Source organism: Streptococcus sp. k-378, from assembly GCF_013277505.1.
GTDB classification, from domain to species: domain Bacteria; phylum Bacillota; class Bacilli; order Lactobacillales; family Streptococcaceae; genus Streptococcus; species Streptococcus pseudopneumoniae.
Genome location: NZ_VMNC01000119.1, coordinates 1 through 19,570 on the forward strand (window position 1 = coordinate 1; position 19,570 = coordinate 19,570).

23 protein-coding genes are annotated in these 19,570 nt (G+C 42.2%); 2 read left to right on the forward strand and 21 right to left on the reverse strand.

Annotated elements, in window-relative coordinates; genetic code table 11:
- Positions 1-3: 3 nt before the first annotated feature.
- The 10 genes from HT719_RS10070 to HT719_RS10115 form a co-directional block, all read right to left on the reverse strand.
- Entirely contained in the window at positions 4-834 is an 831-nt protein-coding gene (locus tag HT719_RS10070) for a DNA/RNA non-specific endonuclease (RefSeq protein WP_023936731.1), read from the reverse strand.
- Between the two features lie 38 nt (positions 835-872).
- Positions 873-1,061, reverse strand: a complete 189-nt coding sequence (locus HT719_RS10075; RefSeq protein WP_025169885.1) for a DNA-directed RNA polymerase subunit beta — start codon at positions 1,059-1,061, stop codon at positions 873-875.
- Positions 1,054-2,337, reverse strand: a complete 1,284-nt coding sequence (gene murA / locus HT719_RS10080) for a UDP-N-acetylglucosamine 1-carboxyvinyltransferase (RefSeq protein WP_172929100.1) — start codon at positions 2,335-2,337, stop codon at positions 1,054-1,056. The genes HT719_RS10075 and murA overlap by 8 nt, the downstream gene beginning before the upstream one ends.
- Positions 2,338-2,360: 23 nt before the next feature.
- Positions 2,361-2,591 carry a DUF1146 family protein gene (locus tag HT719_RS10085; protein ID WP_023933289.1) on the reverse strand — a complete coding sequence of 77 codons (231 nt, stop codon included), beginning with the start codon at positions 2,589-2,591 and terminating at the stop codon, positions 2,361-2,363.
- Positions 2,592-2,648: 57 nt separating this feature from the next.
- Positions 2,649-3,686 carry a SepM family pheromone-processing serine protease gene (locus tag HT719_RS10090; RefSeq protein WP_138699884.1) on the reverse strand — a complete coding sequence of 346 codons (1,038 nt, stop codon included), beginning with the start codon at positions 3,684-3,686 and terminating at the stop codon, positions 2,649-2,651.
- Positions 3,670-4,158 (reverse strand): pantetheine-phosphate adenylyltransferase, encoded by a 489-nt coding sequence (gene coaD, locus HT719_RS10095; protein ID WP_054388450.1) that lies wholly within the window; start codon positions 4,156-4,158, stop codon positions 3,670-3,672. The genes HT719_RS10090 and coaD overlap by 17 nt, the downstream gene beginning before the upstream one ends.
- Positions 4,148-4,687 carry a 16S rRNA (guanine(966)-N(2))-methyltransferase RsmD gene (gene rsmD, locus HT719_RS10100; protein ID WP_172929102.1) on the reverse strand — a complete coding sequence of 180 codons (540 nt, stop codon included), beginning with the start codon at positions 4,685-4,687 and terminating at the stop codon, positions 4,148-4,150. The genes coaD and rsmD overlap by 11 nt, the downstream gene beginning before the upstream one ends.
- A 64-nt stretch (positions 4,688-4,751) precedes the next feature.
- Complete coding sequence (gene asnA / locus HT719_RS10105) at positions 4,752-5,744, reverse strand: aspartate--ammonia ligase (protein WP_138699882.1); 993 nt, start codon at positions 5,742-5,744, stop codon at positions 4,752-4,754.
- Positions 5,745-5,854: 110 nt separating this feature from the next.
- Positions 5,855-6,538, reverse strand: coding sequence for a Bax inhibitor-1/YccA family protein (locus tag HT719_RS10110; RefSeq protein WP_023933293.1), 684 nt, complete (start codon positions 6,536-6,538; stop codon positions 5,855-5,857).
- Positions 6,539-6,592: 54 nt separating this feature from the next.
- Positions 6,593-7,333, reverse strand: coding sequence for an RNA methyltransferase (locus HT719_RS10115; RefSeq protein WP_172929104.1), 741 nt, complete (start codon positions 7,331-7,333; stop codon positions 6,593-6,595).
- A gap of 33 nt (positions 7,334-7,366) precedes the next feature.
- On the opposite strand from HT719_RS10115, the gene HT719_RS10120 reads away from it, so the two are divergent.
- Entirely contained in the window at positions 7,367-7,645 is a 279-nt protein-coding gene (locus HT719_RS10120; RefSeq protein ID WP_001174613.1) for an acylphosphatase, read from the forward strand.
- A 77-nt stretch (positions 7,646-7,722) separates the two neighbouring features.
- On the forward strand, positions 7,723-8,649 hold the full coding sequence (gene yidC, locus HT719_RS10125; RefSeq protein ID WP_172929106.1) for a membrane protein insertase YidC: 927 nt from the start codon (positions 7,723-7,725) through the stop codon (positions 8,647-8,649).
- Positions 8,650-8,723: 74 nt separating this feature from the next.
- On the opposite strand, the gene pflA is transcribed toward yidC, so the two are convergent.
- The 11 genes from pflA to rsmA form a co-directional block, all read right to left on the reverse strand.
- Positions 8,724-9,518, reverse strand: coding sequence for a pyruvate formate-lyase-activating protein (pflA, locus tag HT719_RS10130; RefSeq protein WP_001288274.1), 795 nt, complete (start codon positions 9,516-9,518; stop codon positions 8,724-8,726).
- A gap of 125 nt (positions 9,519-9,643) precedes the next feature.
- Positions 9,644-10,894 (reverse strand): diaminopimelate decarboxylase, encoded by a 1,251-nt coding sequence (locus HT719_RS10135; RefSeq protein ID WP_172929107.1) that lies wholly within the window; start codon positions 10,892-10,894, stop codon positions 9,644-9,646.
- A gap of 60 nt (positions 10,895-10,954) precedes the next feature.
- Positions 10,955-11,782, reverse strand: coding sequence for a pur operon repressor (purR, locus tag HT719_RS10140; RefSeq protein WP_007284882.1), 828 nt, complete (start codon positions 11,780-11,782; stop codon positions 10,955-10,957).
- A 263-nt stretch (positions 11,783-12,045) separates the two neighbouring features.
- Positions 12,046-12,990 (reverse strand): 3'-5' exoribonuclease YhaM family protein, encoded by a 945-nt coding sequence (locus tag HT719_RS10145; RefSeq protein WP_172929109.1) that lies wholly within the window; start codon positions 12,988-12,990, stop codon positions 12,046-12,048.
- Positions 12,980-14,236 carry a DNA recombination protein RmuC gene (locus tag HT719_RS10150; RefSeq protein WP_172929111.1) on the reverse strand — a complete coding sequence of 419 codons (1,257 nt, stop codon included), beginning with the start codon at positions 14,234-14,236 and terminating at the stop codon, positions 12,980-12,982. Before HT719_RS10150 ends, HT719_RS10145 begins: the two co-directional genes overlap by 11 nt.
- A gap of 1 nt (position 14,237) precedes the next feature.
- Positions 14,238-14,900, reverse strand: coding sequence for a thiamine diphosphokinase (locus HT719_RS10155; protein ID WP_172929113.1), 663 nt, complete (start codon positions 14,898-14,900; stop codon positions 14,238-14,240).
- Entirely contained in the window at positions 14,863-15,519 is a 657-nt protein-coding gene (rpe, locus tag HT719_RS10160) for a ribulose-phosphate 3-epimerase (protein WP_000085021.1), read from the reverse strand. Before rpe ends, HT719_RS10155 begins: the two co-directional genes overlap by 38 nt.
- A 10-nt stretch (positions 15,520-15,529) precedes the next feature.
- Positions 15,530-16,408 carry a ribosome small subunit-dependent GTPase A gene (gene rsgA, locus HT719_RS10165; protein WP_138699876.1) on the reverse strand — a complete coding sequence of 293 codons (879 nt, stop codon included), beginning with the start codon at positions 16,406-16,408 and terminating at the stop codon, positions 15,530-15,532.
- A 592-nt stretch (positions 16,409-17,000) separates the two neighbouring features.
- Positions 17,001-17,195 (reverse strand): hypothetical protein, encoded by a 195-nt coding sequence (locus HT719_RS11770; protein ID WP_226372460.1) that lies wholly within the window; start codon positions 17,193-17,195, stop codon positions 17,001-17,003.
- A gap of 55 nt (positions 17,196-17,250) precedes the next feature.
- Positions 17,251-17,775: a hypothetical protein gene (locus HT719_RS10170; protein ID WP_240156572.1), complete on the reverse strand. Its 525-nt coding sequence runs from the start codon at positions 17,773-17,775 to the stop codon at positions 17,251-17,253.
- A 688-nt stretch (positions 17,776-18,463) separates the two neighbouring features.
- Positions 18,464-19,336, reverse strand: coding sequence for a 16S rRNA (adenine(1518)-N(6)/adenine(1519)-N(6))-dimethyltransferase RsmA (gene rsmA, locus HT719_RS10175; RefSeq protein WP_101514586.1), 873 nt, complete (start codon positions 19,334-19,336; stop codon positions 18,464-18,466).
- Between the last annotated feature and the right edge of the window lie 234 nt (positions 19,337-19,570).

Genomic DNA, 19,570 nt, shown 5'->3' on the forward strand with positions numbered 1-19,570 from the left:
TTTTCATTGAGTATGAGTTACAGTTACTTCTCCAGTTCGGTAATCCAGTTGAAGCCCCTTTTGAACATTGGGAACTAGAACATTAAATTCCAATTCTCCATCTGAAGACTTGGCTTCAATCTGTGAAGCTGAAGGAACTAAATCCTCGTTTGAAGCGTAGTAAAGGGTTACACGGTAACGGACACGCTTGTTTTTATCCAAGGCTTTACGCACCTTACTTTCATAGTAGTTTTGACCAGTCGAATCCTCGGCCTGCGCCTGATTTGCCCAGGCTGTCTGAACAGCAATGTTTTTAGGATTGCTTGTCGAGGCATCAAAACCATCCAAACCACCGATTAAGGCATAGCCTAACAGATGACCTCTATCGACTGCATGGGTATAAGAGCCCTTTAGATTCTTGACTTGATGCCAGCCTGGAGGAGTCCATGAAGTCGAACCATTCCCAGTTTCTTCACGATTCTTGTACTGACGAGTAGCCTTAGACAAGAGGGCATTAGCCACGGTTGGTACGGTCTCCTTGCCCACCGTCTTTGTTTTATTATCAGCGTAGGGCTTACTTGAAACCTTGGCATTTAGGTTTGTTTTATTACCATTGACGATAAAAGCACCTGATCCGTTCCACTCCAGACTCCCTTTTACTTGGTTTTTGACTGCGTCTGTTAAGACACTTTCCGCCAATTCTTGACCAGGCGCGTCTGGTGATTGACTTTTCTGACTTATTTTTGTCTTAGCAGCCTGATTGCCTAGTTCATTCTGCTTAATATAATAGCTCCCCGCAGATAAGAGCAATAACACTAGCAAGCCAATCAGTGTCTGTCTTGTTTTTTTGTTCATATTTCTCCTTATCTTTATAAAAAGGCTGGTCTCCCAGCCTAATTTCCTGTAAATTTATGAATCAATTCCTGCCATTTTGCTGGAGACAGGATGGCCCATGGATCTTGTCCCTTGCCCAAAATTCCATAGCCTACCATTAGACCGATTCCTAGGGCTAGTGCACCTAAAATCAGTACTAGAATTACTAAAAGTAAACGCTTGACTACGTAGCCTGATTTCTTATTCATCTTCATCATTTGCCTCAATCCGCTGAATCTTAGCACCTAGCTGCGCCAACTTCTCATGGAAACGGTAGTAACCTCTATCCAAGTGAACCAATTTACCGACCACAGTTTCTCCCTGTGCTACCAAACCTGTCAAAATCAAGGCTGCGCTGGCACGAAGGTCAGTCGAAAGAACTTCCGCTCCCTGCAAAGGCTGTCCACCAACAATACGTGCTGTATCACGGATAATCTCCGAGTGCAAGCCCATGCGACGCATCTCTTCTAAGTGTTGGAAACGATTTTCGAAAACTGTCTCCACCATGGTTGATTCGCCTTTTGCAACTGTCATCAAGGCTGTAAATTGAGCCTGCATATCTGTTGGAAATCCTGGGTGGGGCAAGGTTTTCACATGAACAGCTTTTAGATTTTCTAGTTGAGAGCGAACTCGAATTCCCTCAGTCTCCTCTGTCACTTCCACTCCCATTTCAAGCAATTTGGCAATCAAGGGACGGTTGTGCTCCCAGACAGCGTCTTTAATCAAGACATCACCACCAGTCATAGCAGCAGCTACCATAAAGGTTCCTGCTTCGATACGGTCTTGGACTACATTGTGAGTCGTACCATGAAGTTTCTCAACACCAGTAATGGTAATAGTCTCTGTACCAGCACCTTTGACCTTGGCTCCCATCTCATTAAGGAGAATGGCTAAGTCAACAATCTCAGGCTCACGCGCAGCATTTTCAATCACTGTGACCCCATCAGCCAGAGTCGCTGCCATCATCAAGTTCTGCGTAGCACCAACACTTGGGAAATCCATATAGATATGAGCTCCATGCAAGCGATCAGCCTTGGCTTCGATGTAACCAGCTGTCTGACTAATCTTAGCCCCCATAGCTTCCAGACCTTTCAAATGAAGATCAATAGGGCGACTACCAATTGTACAACCACCTGGCATGGATACCTTGGCATGACCCACACGGGCAAGGATTGGCCCTAATACAACGATGGAGGCGCGCATCTTGCTGACATACTTGTAAGGGGCTTCCTCAGTGATGTCGCCAGTAGCATCCACCTCAACAAGATGGGCTTCCTCATCAAAGTCAACCTTGGCATTCAAACCACCAACCACCTGATTCATAATAAAGACATCCGACAAGATCGGTACATTCTGTAAGACTGTCTTTCCTTCACTTGCTAGAATAGTCGCTGCCAACAAGGGCAAGACTGCATTCTTTGCTCCTTCGATGGTTACACTTCCTACCAGACGATTATCGCCACCTTGAACCACAATTTTGTCCATACTCGTTTCCTTTACTCTTGATTTTATAATAATCCTCTAAGCGCTTCTTGCCACAAATGATACAGGCTGATAAAGAAAGAACTCAAGATATAGCCCATTACAATGCTGAAAAAACCTACTAATAAACGAACTTTTCTTGTATTCTCAGCTGTCACTTTTAAAACCTTTTCCCATCTAACAAGATCCTTTAAAAGGTAAAAACTCACATAAATAAAGAGCATGTGACTGCTTAGAGTGAATAATAATTGAACCATTTGACTATTATACCATCTTCTCTGTTTGTGCGCTAGTTTGGAAACTTCACTTAAAAACTAGGGATTGTTTTTCAAGTAATCAATTGCATCTTGTAGGGTTTTAACGGGCACGATTTTCATATCTGTCTTGATTGTTTTGGATGCTTCTAAGGCTGTTTGGTAGTTGTTTTTTGCATCCGGGTGTGCTTTTTGTTCTTCTTCGCTAACAGGATTATCAGGGGCAAAGAAAATAGCGGCACCTGCCCTAGCCGAAGCTACAACTTTTTTATCAATACCACCAATGTCCCCCACATTCCCATCACGGTCAATGGTTCCTGTACCGGCAACAATACGACCATTACGAAGACCTGGGTGAGCTATTTGAGTATAGATAGCTAGACTAAACATGAGACCAGCACTTGGACCGCCAATACCAGCTGTTGAAAAACTAATTGGGACATTGCTGATTACCTCTGTACGATCAATCAAGCCGATTCCAATCCCATTTTTTCCATTTTCCAAGCTGATAATCTTTCCTTCTGCAGACTTGGTTTGCCCATCCTCTTCATAGGTCACTTTAACTGAGTCTCCTAATTTTTGAGAACTGACGTAATCAATCAAGTCTTTGGAACTATCAAAGGTCTGATCATTGACTGCTGTGACCGTATCAGAGATATTGAGAATCCCTTTAAAGGTTGAATTATCCGTCACATTCAAGACATAAACCCCAAAGTACTTGAGTTCGATATCCTTACCAGCTGTTTTTAGTCCTTGATACTTGGCCATATTTTGCGATGTCTGCATGTAGAATTGATTGATCCGCATAAATTCCACATCGGAAGATCCACCTGTAGTCTCTTGGGCACTACGAATATCTGTAAAAGGCGTCAACCAAGCATAAATCATATGGGCTAAAGTAGCGTGCTGGACACCAACCGTAACGAATTGATAGGCACCAGCTTCCTTATCTTCTGTGTCATTGACTTTGAGGACTTGGCGAATATCTTCCGAACCACCTGGAACCTCTATATAGTAGGGCAAAGGCACCACAAATGCCAAGAAGGTCACAATCAAGGCCGCAATGACATATAAGGGCCATCTAATCTTTTTTTTCATTTCTTATTTCCTCCAAAATACTCTCGGGAACATAGCAAGCAATATCCTGACCAAACTTCAAAAGCTCTCTAACGCCTGATGAACTAATATAGAGATGTTCAGGTCGGCTATGTAAATAAATGGTCTCTATATCAGGAGACAGCTGATGGTTGTAGTAATCAAAACTGGCTTCATATTGCAAATCCGCTGCATTCCTCAAACCACGCACTAGACAAGTAGCCCCCAGTCTTTTTGCAACATCAATAACCAATTCATCATGAGAAAACACGACTTCAACATTCCCCAAATGTTCCAAAGCCTTTTCTAACCCCCGTTTACGACTTTCGATAGAGAGAAATCCTTGTTTGTGGGGATTAAAAAAAATACCAACATAGAGCTTATCAAAAAGTCTGCTCGCCCGTTCAATCATATCCAGATGCCCATTTGTCATCGGATCAAATGAGCCTGTGAATAAGCCAATCTTATCTGACATAGACTGTCACCTTACTAATTCCATAAATCTTTTCCTTCCAGATACCCAGGCAGGCAATTTCTTCTGGAAGTTCAACGGCCTTATCCGTCTCACACACAACCATGACATCTTCAGAAAAAAGCTCTCTCTCAGCCATTTTTTCAATATCTGCTACCATTTGTTCCTTGGCATAAGGAGGGTCTAAGAAAATAAGGTCAAATTCCCCATATACCTGATCCAATGCCCTTTCTGCATCCATCTTGAGGAGTTGAAATTTTCCAACATCCTTGGTCATCTGGATATTTTCAGCCACGATGGTCTGAGCCTTACGGTCTCGCTCCACCAAAACAGCGCTGGACATGCCACGCGATACTGCTTCGATAGATAAACCACCACTACCTGCATAAAGGTCCAAGACTCGTCCCCCTTCGAAGTAGGGACCAATCATGTTAAAAATGGCGCCCCTAACCTTATCTGAAGTAGGCCTTGTCGTCTTGCCCTCTAGTGTCTTGAGGGGACGTCCCCCATAGATTCCTGATACGATTTTCATACTGTTTATTATACCAAATTATAGACAAAAAGAGAAAGAAAACCGAACCTTGCGGTTCGATTCTCTACAAAATATTTTCGTAAGTATCGCGGACTTCTTGAGGCCAAACACTTGTTTGCACCTCTCCAATGTGTTTCTTGCGAAGTAGGAACATAGCCATACGAGATTGTCCAATTCCTCCACCGATTGTCAATGGGAATAGGCCATTCAACAAAGACTTGTGCCATTCCAATTCCAAGCGGTCTTCATCACCTGTAATTTCCACCTGACGTCTAAGAGTTTCTTCATCTACACGAATTCCCATAGAAGACAACTCAAAGGCTCCACCTAAAGACTCATTCCAGACAAGAATATCACCATTTAGACCCTTGTAGCCATTCTCAGACTCGCTTGTCCAGTCATCATAGTCTGGTGCACGTCCATCGTGCGGTTTACCATCTGGCAACTCGCCACCGATACCAATCAAAAAGACGGCTCCAAATTCTTTACAAATCGCATTTTCACGCTCTTTTGGTGTCAAGTCTGGGTAGCGTTCTACCAACTCTTCTGTGTGGATAAAGGTGATTTGTTTTGGCAAGATAGACTCGATGTCATAGCGGGCTTCAACAGCTAGCTCAGTCAGGCGAATAGCCTTGTAAATCTTCTCAACTGTTTCTTTTAGATAAGCGATATTACGTTTACCATTTGGGATAACTTTCTCCCAGTCCCACTGGTCAACATAAACAGAGTGGGTTGCATCCAAGGAATCCTCATCTGGACGAAGGGCTTTCATGTGGACAAAGAGACCCTCTCCTTCACCAAAGCCAAAACGAGCCAAGGTGTGGCGTTTCCATTTAGCAAGTGAGTGCACCACTTCATAAGTAGCATCAGGGATTTGGAGAACCTTGACCGATACTGGATTTTCCACACCAGACAGGTTGTCCTGCATTCCGTCACCGACCTTACTCAAGATAGGACCTTGAACTTCGACAACTTCTAACTTATCTTTCAAATACTGGGTAAAAGTATTTTTGACAAAGGAAATTTCTTCTTGTTGGTGAATAAAACTTTTCTTCATAGGCTACTCCTCAAAAATTAGTTAAAAACATTATACACCTATTTCCAAGAAAAGAAAAGAGAAAATTTAAAAAAATCAGTGTCACTCAAAACACTGATTTTATAGACCTTTTAATCATTACGACCAAAGATACGTAAAATACTTAGGAAGAGATTGATAAAATCAAGATAGATACTGAGAGCCATTGACACCACCCAGCCTGTCGCTACACGACCTTGCGATTGTTCATAGACAAGGCGAATTTTTTGGTTATCCCAGGCAATCAGTCCTGAGAAAACCAAGACCATGGCTACGCTAATCATATAATCAAAGAAACCACTAGACAAGAAAATATTGACTATCATAGCAATAATCAAACCGATCAGAGCCGCCATCATAGCTCGACCAAGACCGCTCAAATCTTTCTTGGTGAAGATACCAACTGCAGCCATGACAAAGAAGAGAAGGGCGCTCGATACAAAGGCAGATAAAACTGTACCCGGAGTATAGAAGGCTACCACAAAACTAAGGGTAAAACCGTTTAAAACAGAGTATAGCAAAAATACTGGAAGAGCAGCTGGACTATTTCTTGAAGCCATGCTACTGGCAACGAAAACCAAGGCCAATTCTGCAAAGGTTGCAATGGTCAACCAGAGACGCCCCTGCATCAAAAAGTAAAGCAACTGAGACTGAAAGACCGTCAACATAAGGCCTGATACCAAAGCAGATAGTCCGATTCCCAGACCAACAAAGGCATATACCTTAGCGTAAAATTGATTGAGACCTACACGGTCATGTATAATAGTGTGATTCATCTTTTCTCCTTTTCTATGAACATCTTTCCTTGATTATAACAAAAAAAGTTAAAATTAGCTTAAATGGAAAATCAAAATACCAGCTGCAATGGCAACATTCAAACTCTCCGCCTGCCCCTTCATGCTAATATGGACCAACTGGTCTGCACTTTCAGCCATAAGGGGACTAATTCCTTGGCCCTCATTTCCCATGACTAGTACAAAATTTTCTATAGGAGGCAGTTCTCTGTAATCAACAGAATCTTTAGATAGGGTTGTTGCCAGCACTGGGATAGCTGCTTCCTTAGCTTCCTCGAGAAGCGCTTGGCTCGACATCCGGTAAATAGGCAGATGAAAATGACTGCCTTGCATGGAACGTAAGGTCTTGAGACTGTAGATATCTGCCGATTTATCCGAAACAATTACTCCAGTAAAACCTGCTGCATCCGCAGTCCGAATGATAGTTCCTACATTACCAGGATCTTGCACATCTTCCAAAAACAAGAACTTGCCCTGACTCAAATCAGCTTGTCCTACTTCTTCTTTTTGAACCACCGCAACAATTCCCTGTGGGGTCTGAGAATCCGCCAAATCTAGCAAAATATTCTCTGACACCCAGACAGTTTGCGGAAAATCATCTAACTGATCTCGGTAATTTTCTAGGGCAAAGATTTTCTCAATCGTCACTCCAGCTTGGACAGCTTCTTCAAACAAGTGCCAGCCTTCAATCAAATAGGCAGACTTGCGGTATTTTTTTTGGTGTAATTTCTTAGCATTTTTTACCACAGAATTGGCTTTTGAGGTTATAATAGTCATAGAAATATTATAACACAATCAAAGGGGTTTGGTATGCAAAAGGTTAGAATGATTGCCCAAGGTAGGGTGCAGGGAGTCGGCTTTCGTTGGGGTGTTTATAGCCTGGCCCTTGAAATCGGTGGCATCACAGGTCGAGTCTGGAATAACGACGATGGCACAGTGGAAATCTTAGCCCAAGCAGACTCATCTGCTATCATGGCAAAATTTATCCAAGAAATCCGAAAAGGACCGACACCTTTTTCAAAAGTAAGCTACTTAGATGTCAAACTAAGCAACTTTCCTCCCTACTCTGACTTTAAAATCGCAAATTAGGTCTCCAGAACTATTGTATATTTTGTAAAAAAACAGTAGAATAGAAAGGTATAATTTTTAAAGAAGGAATAAAAACAGTGAAATCTATTAAACGTTTTGCACTCTCAGCTATGGGAGTGGCTATGTTGCTTGTCTTGACTGGCTGTGTCAATGTCGATAAAACCACAGGTCAGCCAACAGGAGTCATTTGGAATACTTTCGGAGCGCCTATGGCTGAAGCTATCAAGTACTTCGCCAATGATAAAGGTCTAGGCTTTGGTGTCGCTATCATTATCGTAACCATTATCGTGCGCTTGATTATCTTGCCACTTGGTATCTACCAATCATGGAAGACAACGCTTCACTCTGAAAAGATGAACGCCCTCAAGCACGTCCTTGAGCCACACCAAACGCGTCTCAAGGAAGCAACTACTCAAGAAGAAAAACTCGAAGCCCAACAAGCTCTCTTTGCCGCTCAAAAAGAGCATGGCATCAGTATGTTTGGTGGAGTAGGATGTTTCCCTCTCCTCCTTCAAATGCCTTTCTTCTCTGCCATCTACTTTACTGCCCAACATACTGAAGGGGTTGCTCAAGCAAGCTACCTAGGCATCCCTCTAGGCTCTCCAAGTATGATTTTGGCTGCCTGCGCTGGTGTCCTTTACTATCTTCAATCACTCCTTTCACTTCACGGAGTAGAGGATCAAACGCAAAGAGATCAAATCAAGAAAATGGCTTACGTGAGCCCAGTCATGATTGCCGGCTTCTCCCTCATCTCACCAGCTAGTGTCACACTTTATTGGGTTGTTGGTGGTTTCATGATGATTCTCCAACAGTTTATCGTCAACTATATCGTTCGTCCAAAACTTCGCAAAAAAGTCCGTGAAGAACTAGCCAAGAACCCACCAAAAGCAAGTGCTTTCTCTAAACCAAGTGGACGAAAAGACGTTACCCCTGAACAACCAACTGCTATCACAAGCCAGAAAAAACACAAAAATCGCAACGCTGGAAAACAACGTTCGAGATAAGAAGAAAAAGGCTTAGCTGATTTGCTAAGTCTTTTTGCAAGTCAAAAGCCCGATGTTTCCATCAGGCTTCTTTTCTATCCATGTACACGTTTCGTATAGTCTTGGTAACTTTCGGTATCCATGAGTTGTTTAGCGTTCTTAACGCGGTCTGCTGTTGGTGGTTTAACCCCTTCGAGGGAATAGGGAATTCCCAATTCACGCCATTTAAACTCACCCATGGTGTGATAAGGCAGAATTTCAAACTTATCCACATTTTTAAGAGTCTTGACGAACTTACCAAGTTCAATCAAGTCATCGTCTCTGTCTGTCAATCCTGGAACTAGCACGTGGCGAATCCAGACAGGTTTTCCAATATCTGATAGATACTGGGCACAGGCCAAGATATTTTTATTGGTTTGGCTAGTAACAATCTTGTGCTGTTCTTCGTTGATTTCCTTGATATCTAAGAGAACCAAGTCAGTGACAGCCATGAGTTTGTCAAACTTTTCAAGGTAACGTGGTTTATTACGGAAAGGAAGGGCACAGGTGTCCAAGGTACAGTGGATTCCTTGTTCCTTAGCCTTGGTGAAAAGGGCAATCAGGAAATCAATCTGCAAGAGGGCTTCTCCTCCGCTGACTGTAATCCCGCCCTTATTTCCCCAGAAACCACGGTAGCGCAAGGCTTCTGTCAAGACATCATCTACCGTCCGTTCACGTGATTTATTGGACTCCATAGCCCAAGTATCTGGGTTATGGCAATACTGGCAACGCATGTGACAGCCCTGTAAAAAGACAATAAAGCGAATACCAGGGCCATCTACCGCCCCAAAACTTTCTGTCGAATGCACCATTCCTGTCACTTGTCCATAATCAATTGTTTCTTCAGACATATCGTCACCTTCCTTGAAAACGTTTTATAGTTTTATTATATCACGACTTGAAGGAAAAACAAGATTTTTACCTATTTTTTAGAAAGCAATCTGTTTTTCAATTTCATTTTCAATCTATTCTCAGATTATTCTTCAAAATCAAAACCATACAAGGTTGCAAAATAGTCTTCAGGGCGCTCTGCACGGCGGATTTGACGGGCTTTGCCTTCTTCAGTATAAAGGATTTCCGCAGAACGAAGTTTGGCATTGTACTGGTAGCCCATTGAAAAACCGTGGGCACCTGTATCATGAATGACCAGCAAATCACCGATTTCTGTATGAGGCAGTTCGCGATTGACTGCAAATTTATCATTGTTTTCACAGAGTGAACCAACCACATCTACCACTTCAGCTGATCCATCTGGATGGGTCATGTTGCTAATATGGTGATAGGCTCCGTACATAGCTGGACGCATGAGGTTGACTGCTGATGCATCCACACCTAGATAGGTACGGTAGGTTTTCTTCTTATGAGTGACTCTTGTGACTAAAGCACCGTGAGGTGCCAGCATAAAACGACCCAATTCGGTGAAAATCTTGACCTGACCAAGACCTGCTGGCGTAAGAACCTCTTCATACACCTTACGAACTCCCTCACCAATCAAGGCGATATCATTTGGCTCCTGCTCAGGACGATAGTTGACTCCAATACCCCCGGAAAGATTGATAAAGTCTAGTGAAATACCCAGCTTTTCCTTGATTTCAACAGCCAATTCAAAAAGCTGACGCGCCAACTCTGGATAATAGAGATGGGTGACAGTATTGGATGCTAGAAAGGAGTGAATCCCAAAAGTCTTGGCTCCTTTTTCCTTCAAGATGGCAAAGGATTCAAAGAGTTGGTCCTTGGTCATACCAAACTTAGCCTCCCCAGGATTATCCATAATGTCTGTCCCCAGTTCAAAAACGCCTCCAGGATTATAACGACATGAGATGATTTCTGGAATGCCTGCTGCTCGCTCCAAATGTTCAATATCTTCAAAGGCATCCAAGTTAATGATCGCACCCAATTCACGCGCATAGGCATATTCCTTATCTGGCGTATTGTTTGAAGAGAACATAATCTCAGAACCAGGGAAATCCAGTTTATGGCTCATCAAAAGCTCTACGTAACTAGAGCAGTCCACACCACAGCCTTCCTCTTGGATAATTTTCAAAATAGCTGGGGTTGGAGTAGCCTTAACTGCAAAATATTCCTTAAAGCCCTTGTTCCACGAAAAGGCTTGGTTGACGGCTCTTGCCTTCTCACGAATTCCCTTCTCATCATATAAGTGAAAGGGAGTTGGGAACTCGGCTACAATCGCTTCTAAGTCTTCTTTATTAATAAATGGTGTTTTCATAAGTTTCCTTCTATTCTATTTGCAAAGAAAGGCTGGGACAACCGTTCCAACCTTTATCCTTTATTCTTCTGTGTCAAAAATATTACCAATCTCAACATCGATGGCTTGGTTCTTGACATCAATATTGGTTACCTTCAAGAGTGACTTGTATTCAAACTGCTTTTCACGTTCTTCTTGGGCATTGTCCGCAAAGACCGCTACACCTGCCAATTCTGAGTCGAATTCGCGCAAGAGACTAATCATCCCATTGACAGTTCCGCCGCCTTTCAAGAAGTCATCCACAATCAAGACACGGCTACCTGCCTTGAGACTCCGTTTTGAAAGGAACATTTTCTCGATACGGTCACCACTTGAACCGGATACATAGTTGACGCTAACCGTTGAACCTTCGGTAATTTTCAGGTCACGGCGCACAATGACAAAAGGGACATTGAGGACATTGGCAACTGCATTTGCAAGTGGCACACCCTTGGTTGCTACTGTCATAACCGCGTCAATTTTTTGATCCATAAAGCTCTTGGCAATAATGCGACCAATATTTTTCAAGATGGCTGGTGTGCTAAGTAAATCAGACAGGTAGATGTAGCCACCTGGCAAGATACGGTCACTTTCTGACAACTTGGCACGCAAGTCTTCAACCATTTCCTTAGCATCATGGTTTGAGATTGATGGTGTAAAGATAACACCTCCGCCAGCCCCAGTCACAGTCTGGATGTGACCGATTTCGATTTCCTCAAAGGCGCGTTTGATAATGACGATATCTTCTGAGATGGATGATTTAGCAGATTCATACTTTTCAGCAAAAGTATTGAGACTAGTTAGTTTATAAGGATGATTAATCAAATAGTTGGAAATGACAACCATCCGATCACTTCTTCTTAATTTCATTTCTATTTCCTATTCCATTTTTATTCAAAAAATCAAAAAGCAAACTAGAAAGCTGGTCACTGGTGGTTCAAAACACTGTTTTGAGATTGTCGATAGAACTGACAAATCCTGTAATATACCTGCATATATACATACGACAAGGCGATACTACCCTAGTTTGAAGAGATTTTCGAAGAGTATTCATTTTTGTCTTTTACTTATTATACCATATTCACAGAAAAAAACGAACATTCTTATTCTAAAAAATGTTCATTTTTCTTAAATTATAAATCTAAACCTGGTTTATAGAAGGAACGATTGTCCATAGCGAAGATTTTATTGGTCATCTCTCCTTTATCCACCAAAGCCAGAGCTGTTGACATCATCATCATGCTGGCATCCAGATTGTCAATCATATGAATAATCTCTGCTTCCATAATGCGTGGACGGACTGGACTTCCATACTCAAGTAAGCCGTGGTGACTGAGGATGACATGACGAAGCAGAACGACTTCTTCCTTGGTATCATCGATACCGAGTTCCATAACCGTCTTGGTAATTTCGCTATCAATGAGAGCGATATGTCCAAGAAGATTGCCTCGCACTGTATACTCAGTCTGTTCTGGTCCCGTCAACTCGATAACTTTAGCCAAGTCATGCAGCATAATTCCCGCATAGAGCAGGCTCTTATTGAGCCGAGGATAAATATTGCTAATGGCATCTGCCAAGCGCACCATGGTCGCCGTATGATAGGCCAAGCCTGTTTCAAAGGCATGGTGGTTGGTCTTGGCTGCTGGATAGGAGTAGAATTCCTTATCATACTTGGTGTAGAGATTTCGGACAATCCGTTGCCAGACAGGATTTTCAATTTTGAAAATCATTTGCGACATGTAGTCACGAATTTCCTTGATATCAACCGGTGGCTTGACCTTGAAATCAGCTGGGTCATTGGGTTCACCAGCTTGCGGCAGGCGGAGAGTGATTTGATTGACCTGTGGAGTGTTGTTATAAACTTCTCGGCGCCCTTTCATGTAGACAACCCTACCTGCGGTAAAGGCCTCAATGTTATGAGGTTGGGCATCCCAGAGTTTTCCTTCAATCTCGCCACTATCATCTTGGAAGGTAAAGGCTAGGTAGTTTTTCCCAGCTCGAGTTTGCCTCAGGTCAGCTAATTTGATTAAGTAAAAACCTTCAAACAGCTCATCTTTTTTCATGTGACTAATCTTCATATTCTTCCTCATTTTCTTGGAAATGGAGTAGATCAAGCGCAGGCTCACCTTCTGACAACTCAATGTGACGGAGCGTCCGCTCGATAGCTGTGGTACGACGGTTTAATAATTCATCAATATTGCCAGAGGCATGTTGGAGATGTTTTTGTGCCTTTACCAGAATACCACCAAACTTGCCAAACTCGGTCTTGACGCTGGCAAGAGTCTTGCTGATATGGTCAGCACTTTTTTGGATATTGAGGGTTTTGAAACCAACCGATAGGGAGTTAAGAAGAGCTGATAGGGTACTTGGACCTGCAACAATAATCTGCTCCTCCCGTCTCAAATCATCAAAGAAGACAGGATTGCGGACGATTTCTGAGTAGAGCCCTTCTGTCGGAACAAACAAAACTCCAAAATTGGTCGTCCGAGGCGGTGCTATGTACTTGCTCTTGATATCCTTGGCAAAGCGCTTGACGCTGGCTAGGAGCGACTTACGACAGCGTTCAATTTCGTCCTTGTCACCTGCTTCATAGGCTTCTTCTAGGCGGTAATAATCTGCTAGTGGAAACTTAGAGTCAATTGGCAGATAGACGTATTCCTGGTCGCCTTGACCAGGTAACTTGATAGCATACTCCACTCGTTCACTGGAGTTTTCAACTGTTGCGTATTCTCGTTCGTACTGGGCAGGGGTCATGATGTCCTCAATAATTTGCCCCAGTTGCAATTCGCCCAGAATCCCTCGCGTTTTGGTTCCAGAGAGAACCTTGTTGAGGGCGCCGACATCACGGGCAACTGTCTGCATTTCTCCAAGACCACGATTGACCGACTCCAGTTGTTTGGAAACTGTATCAAAGGAAGCTTGCAAGCGTGTCTGCAAGGTCTTTTCTAGTTTTTCCTCGACTGTCTGGCGCATTTGTTCCAAACGTTGCTCATTTGATTCCTGCAAGGCTTGGAGACGTTGGTCAGTCTTGTCTCTAGTTTGGAGGAGATTATCTGTCATTTCTTGACGGACTTGGGTCAGGCCTTGGTGCAATTCGATTCGCACTTCTTGCAAACGGTCGCTGACAGCCACTTCCAAATCTTTTTGGTCTAACTGGCTGGCTTGTCTGGCTTGTTCAAAACGGTAATCCAACTGGTCTGACAAATGATCTGCCTGATCCTCCAAGCTCTTGCTGAGATGTTTTTCCTGCTTATCCTGCCTTTGCCAAATCAGAAAAAGTCCAGCTAGGTTGGCAAGCAATAATAGAACTAATAAACTTTCCATCCTACCTCCTGTCCTTACTATGCAACACGACCACATAGCCATCTGGGCAAGTCACTGACACTTCCCTATCTATATATTCGTTAGAAGCGTACACTTTTTTAAAGAAAAAATTCTCCTCTGTCAACTCATACTTGGCTCCAAGAATGGTCAGCTGGCTATCCCGAACCGGCATAAAAGCTAGATAGTCGTAGTCTGAACGGGGTTCTAGCTGACTGGTCCCTTCTGGACAATAGGCAATCAAGTTTTGTCTATCCTCAATCGCTATCTGGCGCATATAAGGTACCAACTTGGGATTGCTAGGCAGAAAGACATTGGCCAACATATGGTCAATACGGCCACCCAAAGCACCGAAAATAGTGACTTGAGCCTGAGGATTTTGTTCAAAGATGGTCAAGAGAGCCAATTCCAGATCTGTATCATCCTTTTCTGGTCGGGCTTGAACAAAATGCTGGGCACGTTTTTGAATCATCTGTCGCTCTTCTTCCGTCACAGAATCAAAATCTCCGACTGCTAGAGCAAGAGGAAGGTTTTCTTCCAAGACCCAGAGCGAGCCTCGATCCACACCGACAAAAGCATCAAAATCCGTCCGATAATGACCGCGGTCTCCTCCTGCAAAAACGGCAACCCTAGTCCAGTTGTTTTCTGAGAGTTTGTACTCGCTCATTGACATCTCCCTTAAAGACATAGGAACCTGCTACAAAAACAGTCGCACCAGCTTCTTTGGCTTGAGCAATAGTTTGGTCATCAATCCCACCATCCACTTCGATTTCAAAGTTCAAACCTTTTTCCTCACGAAGAGCAACCAACTCACGAACCTTATCCATGGTTTCTGGCAGAAAGGCTTGCCCACCAAAACCTGGATTAACCGTCATGACTAAAACTTGGTCAACTAGATGAAGGACGTGCTTGATGGCTTCAACTGGTGTGCCAGGATTGATAACGACTGAAGGCTTAACTCCGAGTGAACGAATTTTTTGGAGGGCGCCATGAATATGAGGTGTTGCTTCTACATGGATACTGATGATGTCTGCACCTGCACGCGCAAAATCTTCCAGATGATGCTCAGGGTTTGACACCATCAAGTGGCAATCGAAAACCATCTTACTATGAGGACGAAGGCTCTCGACCACACCTGCACCAAAACTGATTTGCGGTACAAAATGACTGTCCATGATATCGATATGGGCATATTCTGCCCCAGTTGCTTCTAGACGTTTGATTTCACGTTCAAAGTTGGCATAATCTGCTGCCAGAATTGACGGAGCAATCTTGTATTGAGACATAGGTTTCTCCTTATTTTGGAATTTTTTTGCTGACTTTTTTATAGGTTTCTCTGCGATTTTCAATTTCACTGAGGAATTGCAGGTAGTTTTCGAAACGGAAGGTTGCAATGATTCCTCCATCTACAGCTGGCTTGACCGCACAAGAAGGCTCATGGGTATGGGTACAAGTACGGAACTTGCAGTCTCGACTAACACTAGCAATCTCTGGAAAGGCCTGATTAAGGTCTTCCGCCCTTGATACTTCATAGTCCAAGGATGAAAAGCCTGGTGTATCTGCGATTTTACCCCCATTGAGGTTGTAAAAACTAACAGTTCGAGTGGTATGGCGACCGCGCCCCAGACTGTCTGAGATTTCTCCTGTTTCAAGGTTGAGGTCCGGTGCGATTTTATTGAGAAGAGTTGACTTTCCAACACCTGTCTGCCCCATAAAGACCGTAACCTTGCCTGTTAACAAAGGCAGGAGTTCCTCTTTACTGGTCACAAAGTCATAGCCGATGTCACCATAAGTCTGTTGGTAAAAATCCAGTTCTCCTCTATCTTCCAACAAATCCATTTTGGAAATATAGACGATGGGATGAATACCCTTGTGCTCCAAAAGAACCAAGAAACGATCCAGCAAATTGCTGTTAAAATCAGGTTCCTTGACGGACATGATTACTACAGCTTGGTCAATATTGACAATGGGCGGACGGATCAGACTGTTTTTCCGTTCGTGAATTTTGAGGATATAGCCTTCTGAATTTTCCTCGGCAGAGAAATCGACCCAGTCCCCAACGTAAGGGGTATGCCCTTTTTTACGAAAATTTCCACGCGCGCGTGTTTGATAGACCTGACCATCACTCTCTACATAGTAGAACCCAGCCAAGGCTTTAATGATTTGTCCTTGCAAAATAACTCCTTTAAAATTGTTAGTTCCATTATAACAAAAAAAAGCTATTTTAGCTTAGCTTCTCTTTACAATTTCGATAAGTCTATTCTAAAAGAAAAAGATACACTCACGCTTTAGATACAAAGTTTTATACAAAAATAACGAATCTACCTCCTTATATAAAAACAGGCGAACAGAGAGCCTAAAACTCCCTGTTCGCTTTACTTTTTCTGTGTGTAATAGAAAAAACCTAATAAAGCAAGACAAAAAATATGAATATAAACTCCATACATCATGTGGGGAAAGACAGACTCTATAAAATAGCCTGGTAGATAGATGATTGGAAATTGATAGAAATCATAGGTCGTTAGAGATAGTAAACAAAGAACATACATAAATACTGCTACAATTAGAACCCATCCTTGCTTTCGCCATAGAAAAATCATCAATAAGAACAGACAAAGTAGATAGATTGACCAATTTCGCAACATAAATTGAAAACCATAAATCATACTTTCAGTCGTTTCTCCATCAATCACATCAACTACTTTATAGAAAGGTAAACAATAGCTCACTAAAAAAAGAAGGGGACTAATTATTTTTTTCATATTCTCTACCATGGATTATTTTGCAAGTAAGCTGACCATCTATCTCCATATCGAATCAAATGAACAGTATAATTAGTTACTACCCGATTTTCACCTGGTCCAAGCTTAGAAAAACCTGTGCTATACTCCCAACTACTTCTTGCACCTGGATGAAACCATTTTTGCTGGGATGAATACCAACCATCTTGTCTAACTTCCACACTTGAAGATTCTATTTCGATATCCCTTTCATGGAAGTCAACTCCTCCACTTATTTTAGTAATATTTTTTTTGTACACCTCCATCATAACTCACCCAGTGAACAACAGTATACAATTCCACACTATAAGTACTATCAAACTGACTTTGATGGGTAGTAATGTTTTGAGTATAAGCGTGCACTTTCTGTATACCAAAAATATGGTCTAATATATTCGTTGGTTTAGCAAGCTTATTGTAAGCCTCTTCAACAAAAGTAGCCTTCTCTAAATCAGCGGTATAAACAGTTTTTCCTTGTACTACTTGATTATTTATAGAAGTAATACGGCTATCCACAACAATGGGAGCCACCATATCTCCATTGCTATTTTCTATTTTAGCGGCCTCTTTCACCTCATATACAACTCGATTTTCTTCAGACTGAATCACTTCTACCCCATTTTTTTCAGGTATAGATAATCTAGTTTGCCCATTAGAAACCGTTATATTTGGACCAATATTCTTCTCATTTGCATAAGTCGCAATAGGAAATCCTGATAGAACCACTGCAAACATAAGGCTATTGACTAATTTTTTTCTCATGAATATCTCCTTCCCATTTTCAAGAGAAGTAAAAATAGCTAATATAAGATGAACGTTTCCTTATATTTCAGAATAGGATATCTATCTGAAAGCAATTCACACTCCTATAGGTAACTGTTCCAAATCTTGGCTACATATATTTCAATAGTTTGCTACAAAAAACTCCTTTCTAAGTCTATTGAACATGCCCTTATTCACCTACTAATATAGCACAAAAATAAATAAATACAAGACTGTTTTTTCTACTAGTTTTATGATAGAATAGTATTGTTAGGGTAAATTTCATATATAAATGTCGAGTGAAAAATCGATGGGGCAGAAATCGGTAGACAAAGACTCGATTTCGTTGGTCCAGCCCCACAAGGCTAATCAGGTATTTCACGAGTTTAAAAATCTAATGAAGTGCCCAATCAACTACTGATTCATTGATTTAATACGAACTATAGTGGATTAAACCTAGAATAGTACACTAAGGATTCTAAAACGTTTCTAGAAATTAATTTGACTTTCCTAATCTCTTTGTTCATATCTTATTTCAATCTACTATATATACCAAGATGCTGGGACAAAAGTCTTTAAAATCAGAAAAACGCATATTATCAGGTGTTGGAAAACCTTGATAATATGCGTTTTATCATAGAAAGATCTACTTCATTTTTTACTAAAATTAAGTTTTTGTCCCTGCATCTTAGAGCCCTTGCCCTTTAAGTGCATCTGCTAGACTGGCAAACTCTTCCAAGCTGAGAGCTTCCCCACGCACACTTGGTGACAAGCCTGCTTGATCCAAAGCCTTGGTCAGCTTGTCCTTGACTTCCTCAGTCTTGCCAAAGTAACCTGTCAGGTTATTCCATAAGGTCTTGCGGCGATGGGTGAAACTAGCCTTGGAAACCTTAAAGAAGAAGTTCTCATCTTCTACTTCTACAGCTGGCTCTGGACGGCGCACCATTTTCAAAATAGCAGAGTCCACGTTTGGCGCTGGCACAAATACCGTACGAGGCACGATAAAGGCAACCTTGGCTGTCATGTAATACTGCACCGCAATCGACAAGCTACCATAAGCCTTGGTATTTGGTTGAGCGGAGATGCGATCCGCCACTTCTTTTTGCATCATGACGACAAACTCACTAAAAGGAATGCCACTTTCAATCAAGTGCATGAGAATAGGCGTCGTGATGTAGTAAGGCAAATTAGCCACTACCTTGATTGGCAGGTTAGGATTTTTAAAATTTTGGATATGTTGCGCCAAATCAACCTTGAGAATATCTTCGTTAACTACAGTCACATTATCAAAATCACGCAGGGTATCTACCAAAATTGGCACCAAACGGTGGTCAATCTCAAAAGCCATGACTTGGGCTGCACACTCAGCCAGAAACTCCGTCAAGGCACCAATACCTGGCCCGATTTCGATGACATTGACCTGGTCATCAATTTCAGCCGTATCCACAATTTTTTGAAGGATATTGGTATCCGTCAGGAAATTTTGCCCGAAGGACTTTTTAAAGGTAAAACCGTGACGCTCCAGCACTGCCTTGGTCACACTATAATCTGCAATTCTCATCTATTCTCTTTTCTATTATCTGTTACTACTATTGTAACACATTCCCCTTGTATTTTGGGGGTGAAAATCATACCAAAAAACTATCTTTCCTCATGAAGAAAGATAGTCTTGGAAATCTTTAAAGGGGGACTTAGCGCTTCTCTCGAAACATACGTTCATACTCTTCGAAAATCTCTTCAAACCACGTCAGCTTCACCTTGCCGTAGATATATGTAACTGACTTCGTCAGTCTTA

Coding starts and splice junctions, on each gene's coding strand:
- HT719_RS10070 (WP_023936731.1), bottom strand. CDS start 834: ATGAACAAAAAAACAAGACAGACACTGATTGGCTTGCTAGTGTTATTG.
- HT719_RS10075 (WP_025169885.1), bottom strand. CDS start 1,061: ATGAATAAGAAATCAGGCTACGTAGTCAAGCGTTTACTTTTAGTAATT.
- murA (WP_172929100.1), bottom strand. CDS start 2,337: ATGGACAAAATTGTGGTTCAAGGTGGCGATAATCGTCTGGTAGGAAGT.
- HT719_RS10085 (WP_023933289.1), bottom strand. CDS start 2,591: ATGGTTCAATTATTATTCACTCTAAGCAGTCACATGCTCTTTATTTAT.
- HT719_RS10090 (WP_138699884.1), bottom strand. CDS start 3,686: ATGAAAAAAAAGATTAGATGGCCCTTATATGTCATTGCGGCCTTGATT.
- coaD (WP_054388450.1), bottom strand. CDS start 4,158: ATGTCAGATAAGATTGGCTTATTCACAGGCTCATTTGATCCGATGACA.
- rsmD (WP_172929102.1), bottom strand. CDS start 4,687: ATGAAAATCGTATCAGGAATCTATGGGGGACGTCCCCTCAAGACACTA.
- asnA (WP_138699882.1), bottom strand. CDS start 5,744: ATGAAGAAAAGTTTTATTCACCAACAAGAAGAAATTTCCTTTGTCAAA.
- HT719_RS10110 (WP_023933293.1), bottom strand. CDS start 6,538: ATGAATCACACTATTATACATGACCGTGTAGGTCTCAATCAATTTTAC.
- HT719_RS10115 (WP_172929104.1), bottom strand. CDS start 7,333: ATGACTATTATAACCTCAAAAGCCAATTCTGTGGTAAAAAATGCTAAG.
- HT719_RS10120 (WP_001174613.1), top strand. CDS start 7,367: ATGCAAAAGGTTAGAATGATTGCCCAAGGTAGGGTGCAGGGAGTCGGC.
- pflA (WP_001288274.1), bottom strand. CDS start 9,518: ATGTCTGAAGAAACAATTGATTATGGACAAGTGACAGGAATGGTGCAT.
- HT719_RS10135 (WP_172929107.1), bottom strand. CDS start 10,894: ATGAAAACACCATTTATTAATAAAGAAGACTTAGAAGCGATTGTAGCC.
- purR (WP_007284882.1), bottom strand. CDS start 11,782: ATGAAATTAAGAAGAAGTGATCGGATGGTTGTCATTTCCAACTATTTG.
- HT719_RS10145 (WP_172929109.1), bottom strand. CDS start 12,990: ATGAAGATTAGTCACATGAAAAAAGATGAGCTGTTTGAAGGTTTTTAC.
- HT719_RS10150 (WP_172929111.1), bottom strand. CDS start 14,236: ATGGAAAGTTTATTAGTTCTATTATTGCTTGCCAACCTAGCTGGACTT.
- HT719_RS10155 (WP_172929113.1), bottom strand. CDS start 14,900: ATGAGCGAGTACAAACTCTCAGAAAACAACTGGACTAGGGTTGCCGTT.
- rpe (WP_000085021.1), bottom strand. CDS start 15,519: ATGTCTCAATACAAGATTGCTCCGTCAATTCTGGCAGCAGATTATGCC.
- HT719_RS10170 (WP_240156572.1), bottom strand. CDS start 17,775: ATGAGAAAAAAATTAGTCAATAGCCTTATGTTTGCAGTGGTTCTATCA.
- rsmA (WP_101514586.1), bottom strand. CDS start 19,336: ATGAGAATTGCAGATTATAGTGTGACCAAGGCAGTGCTGGAGCGTCAC.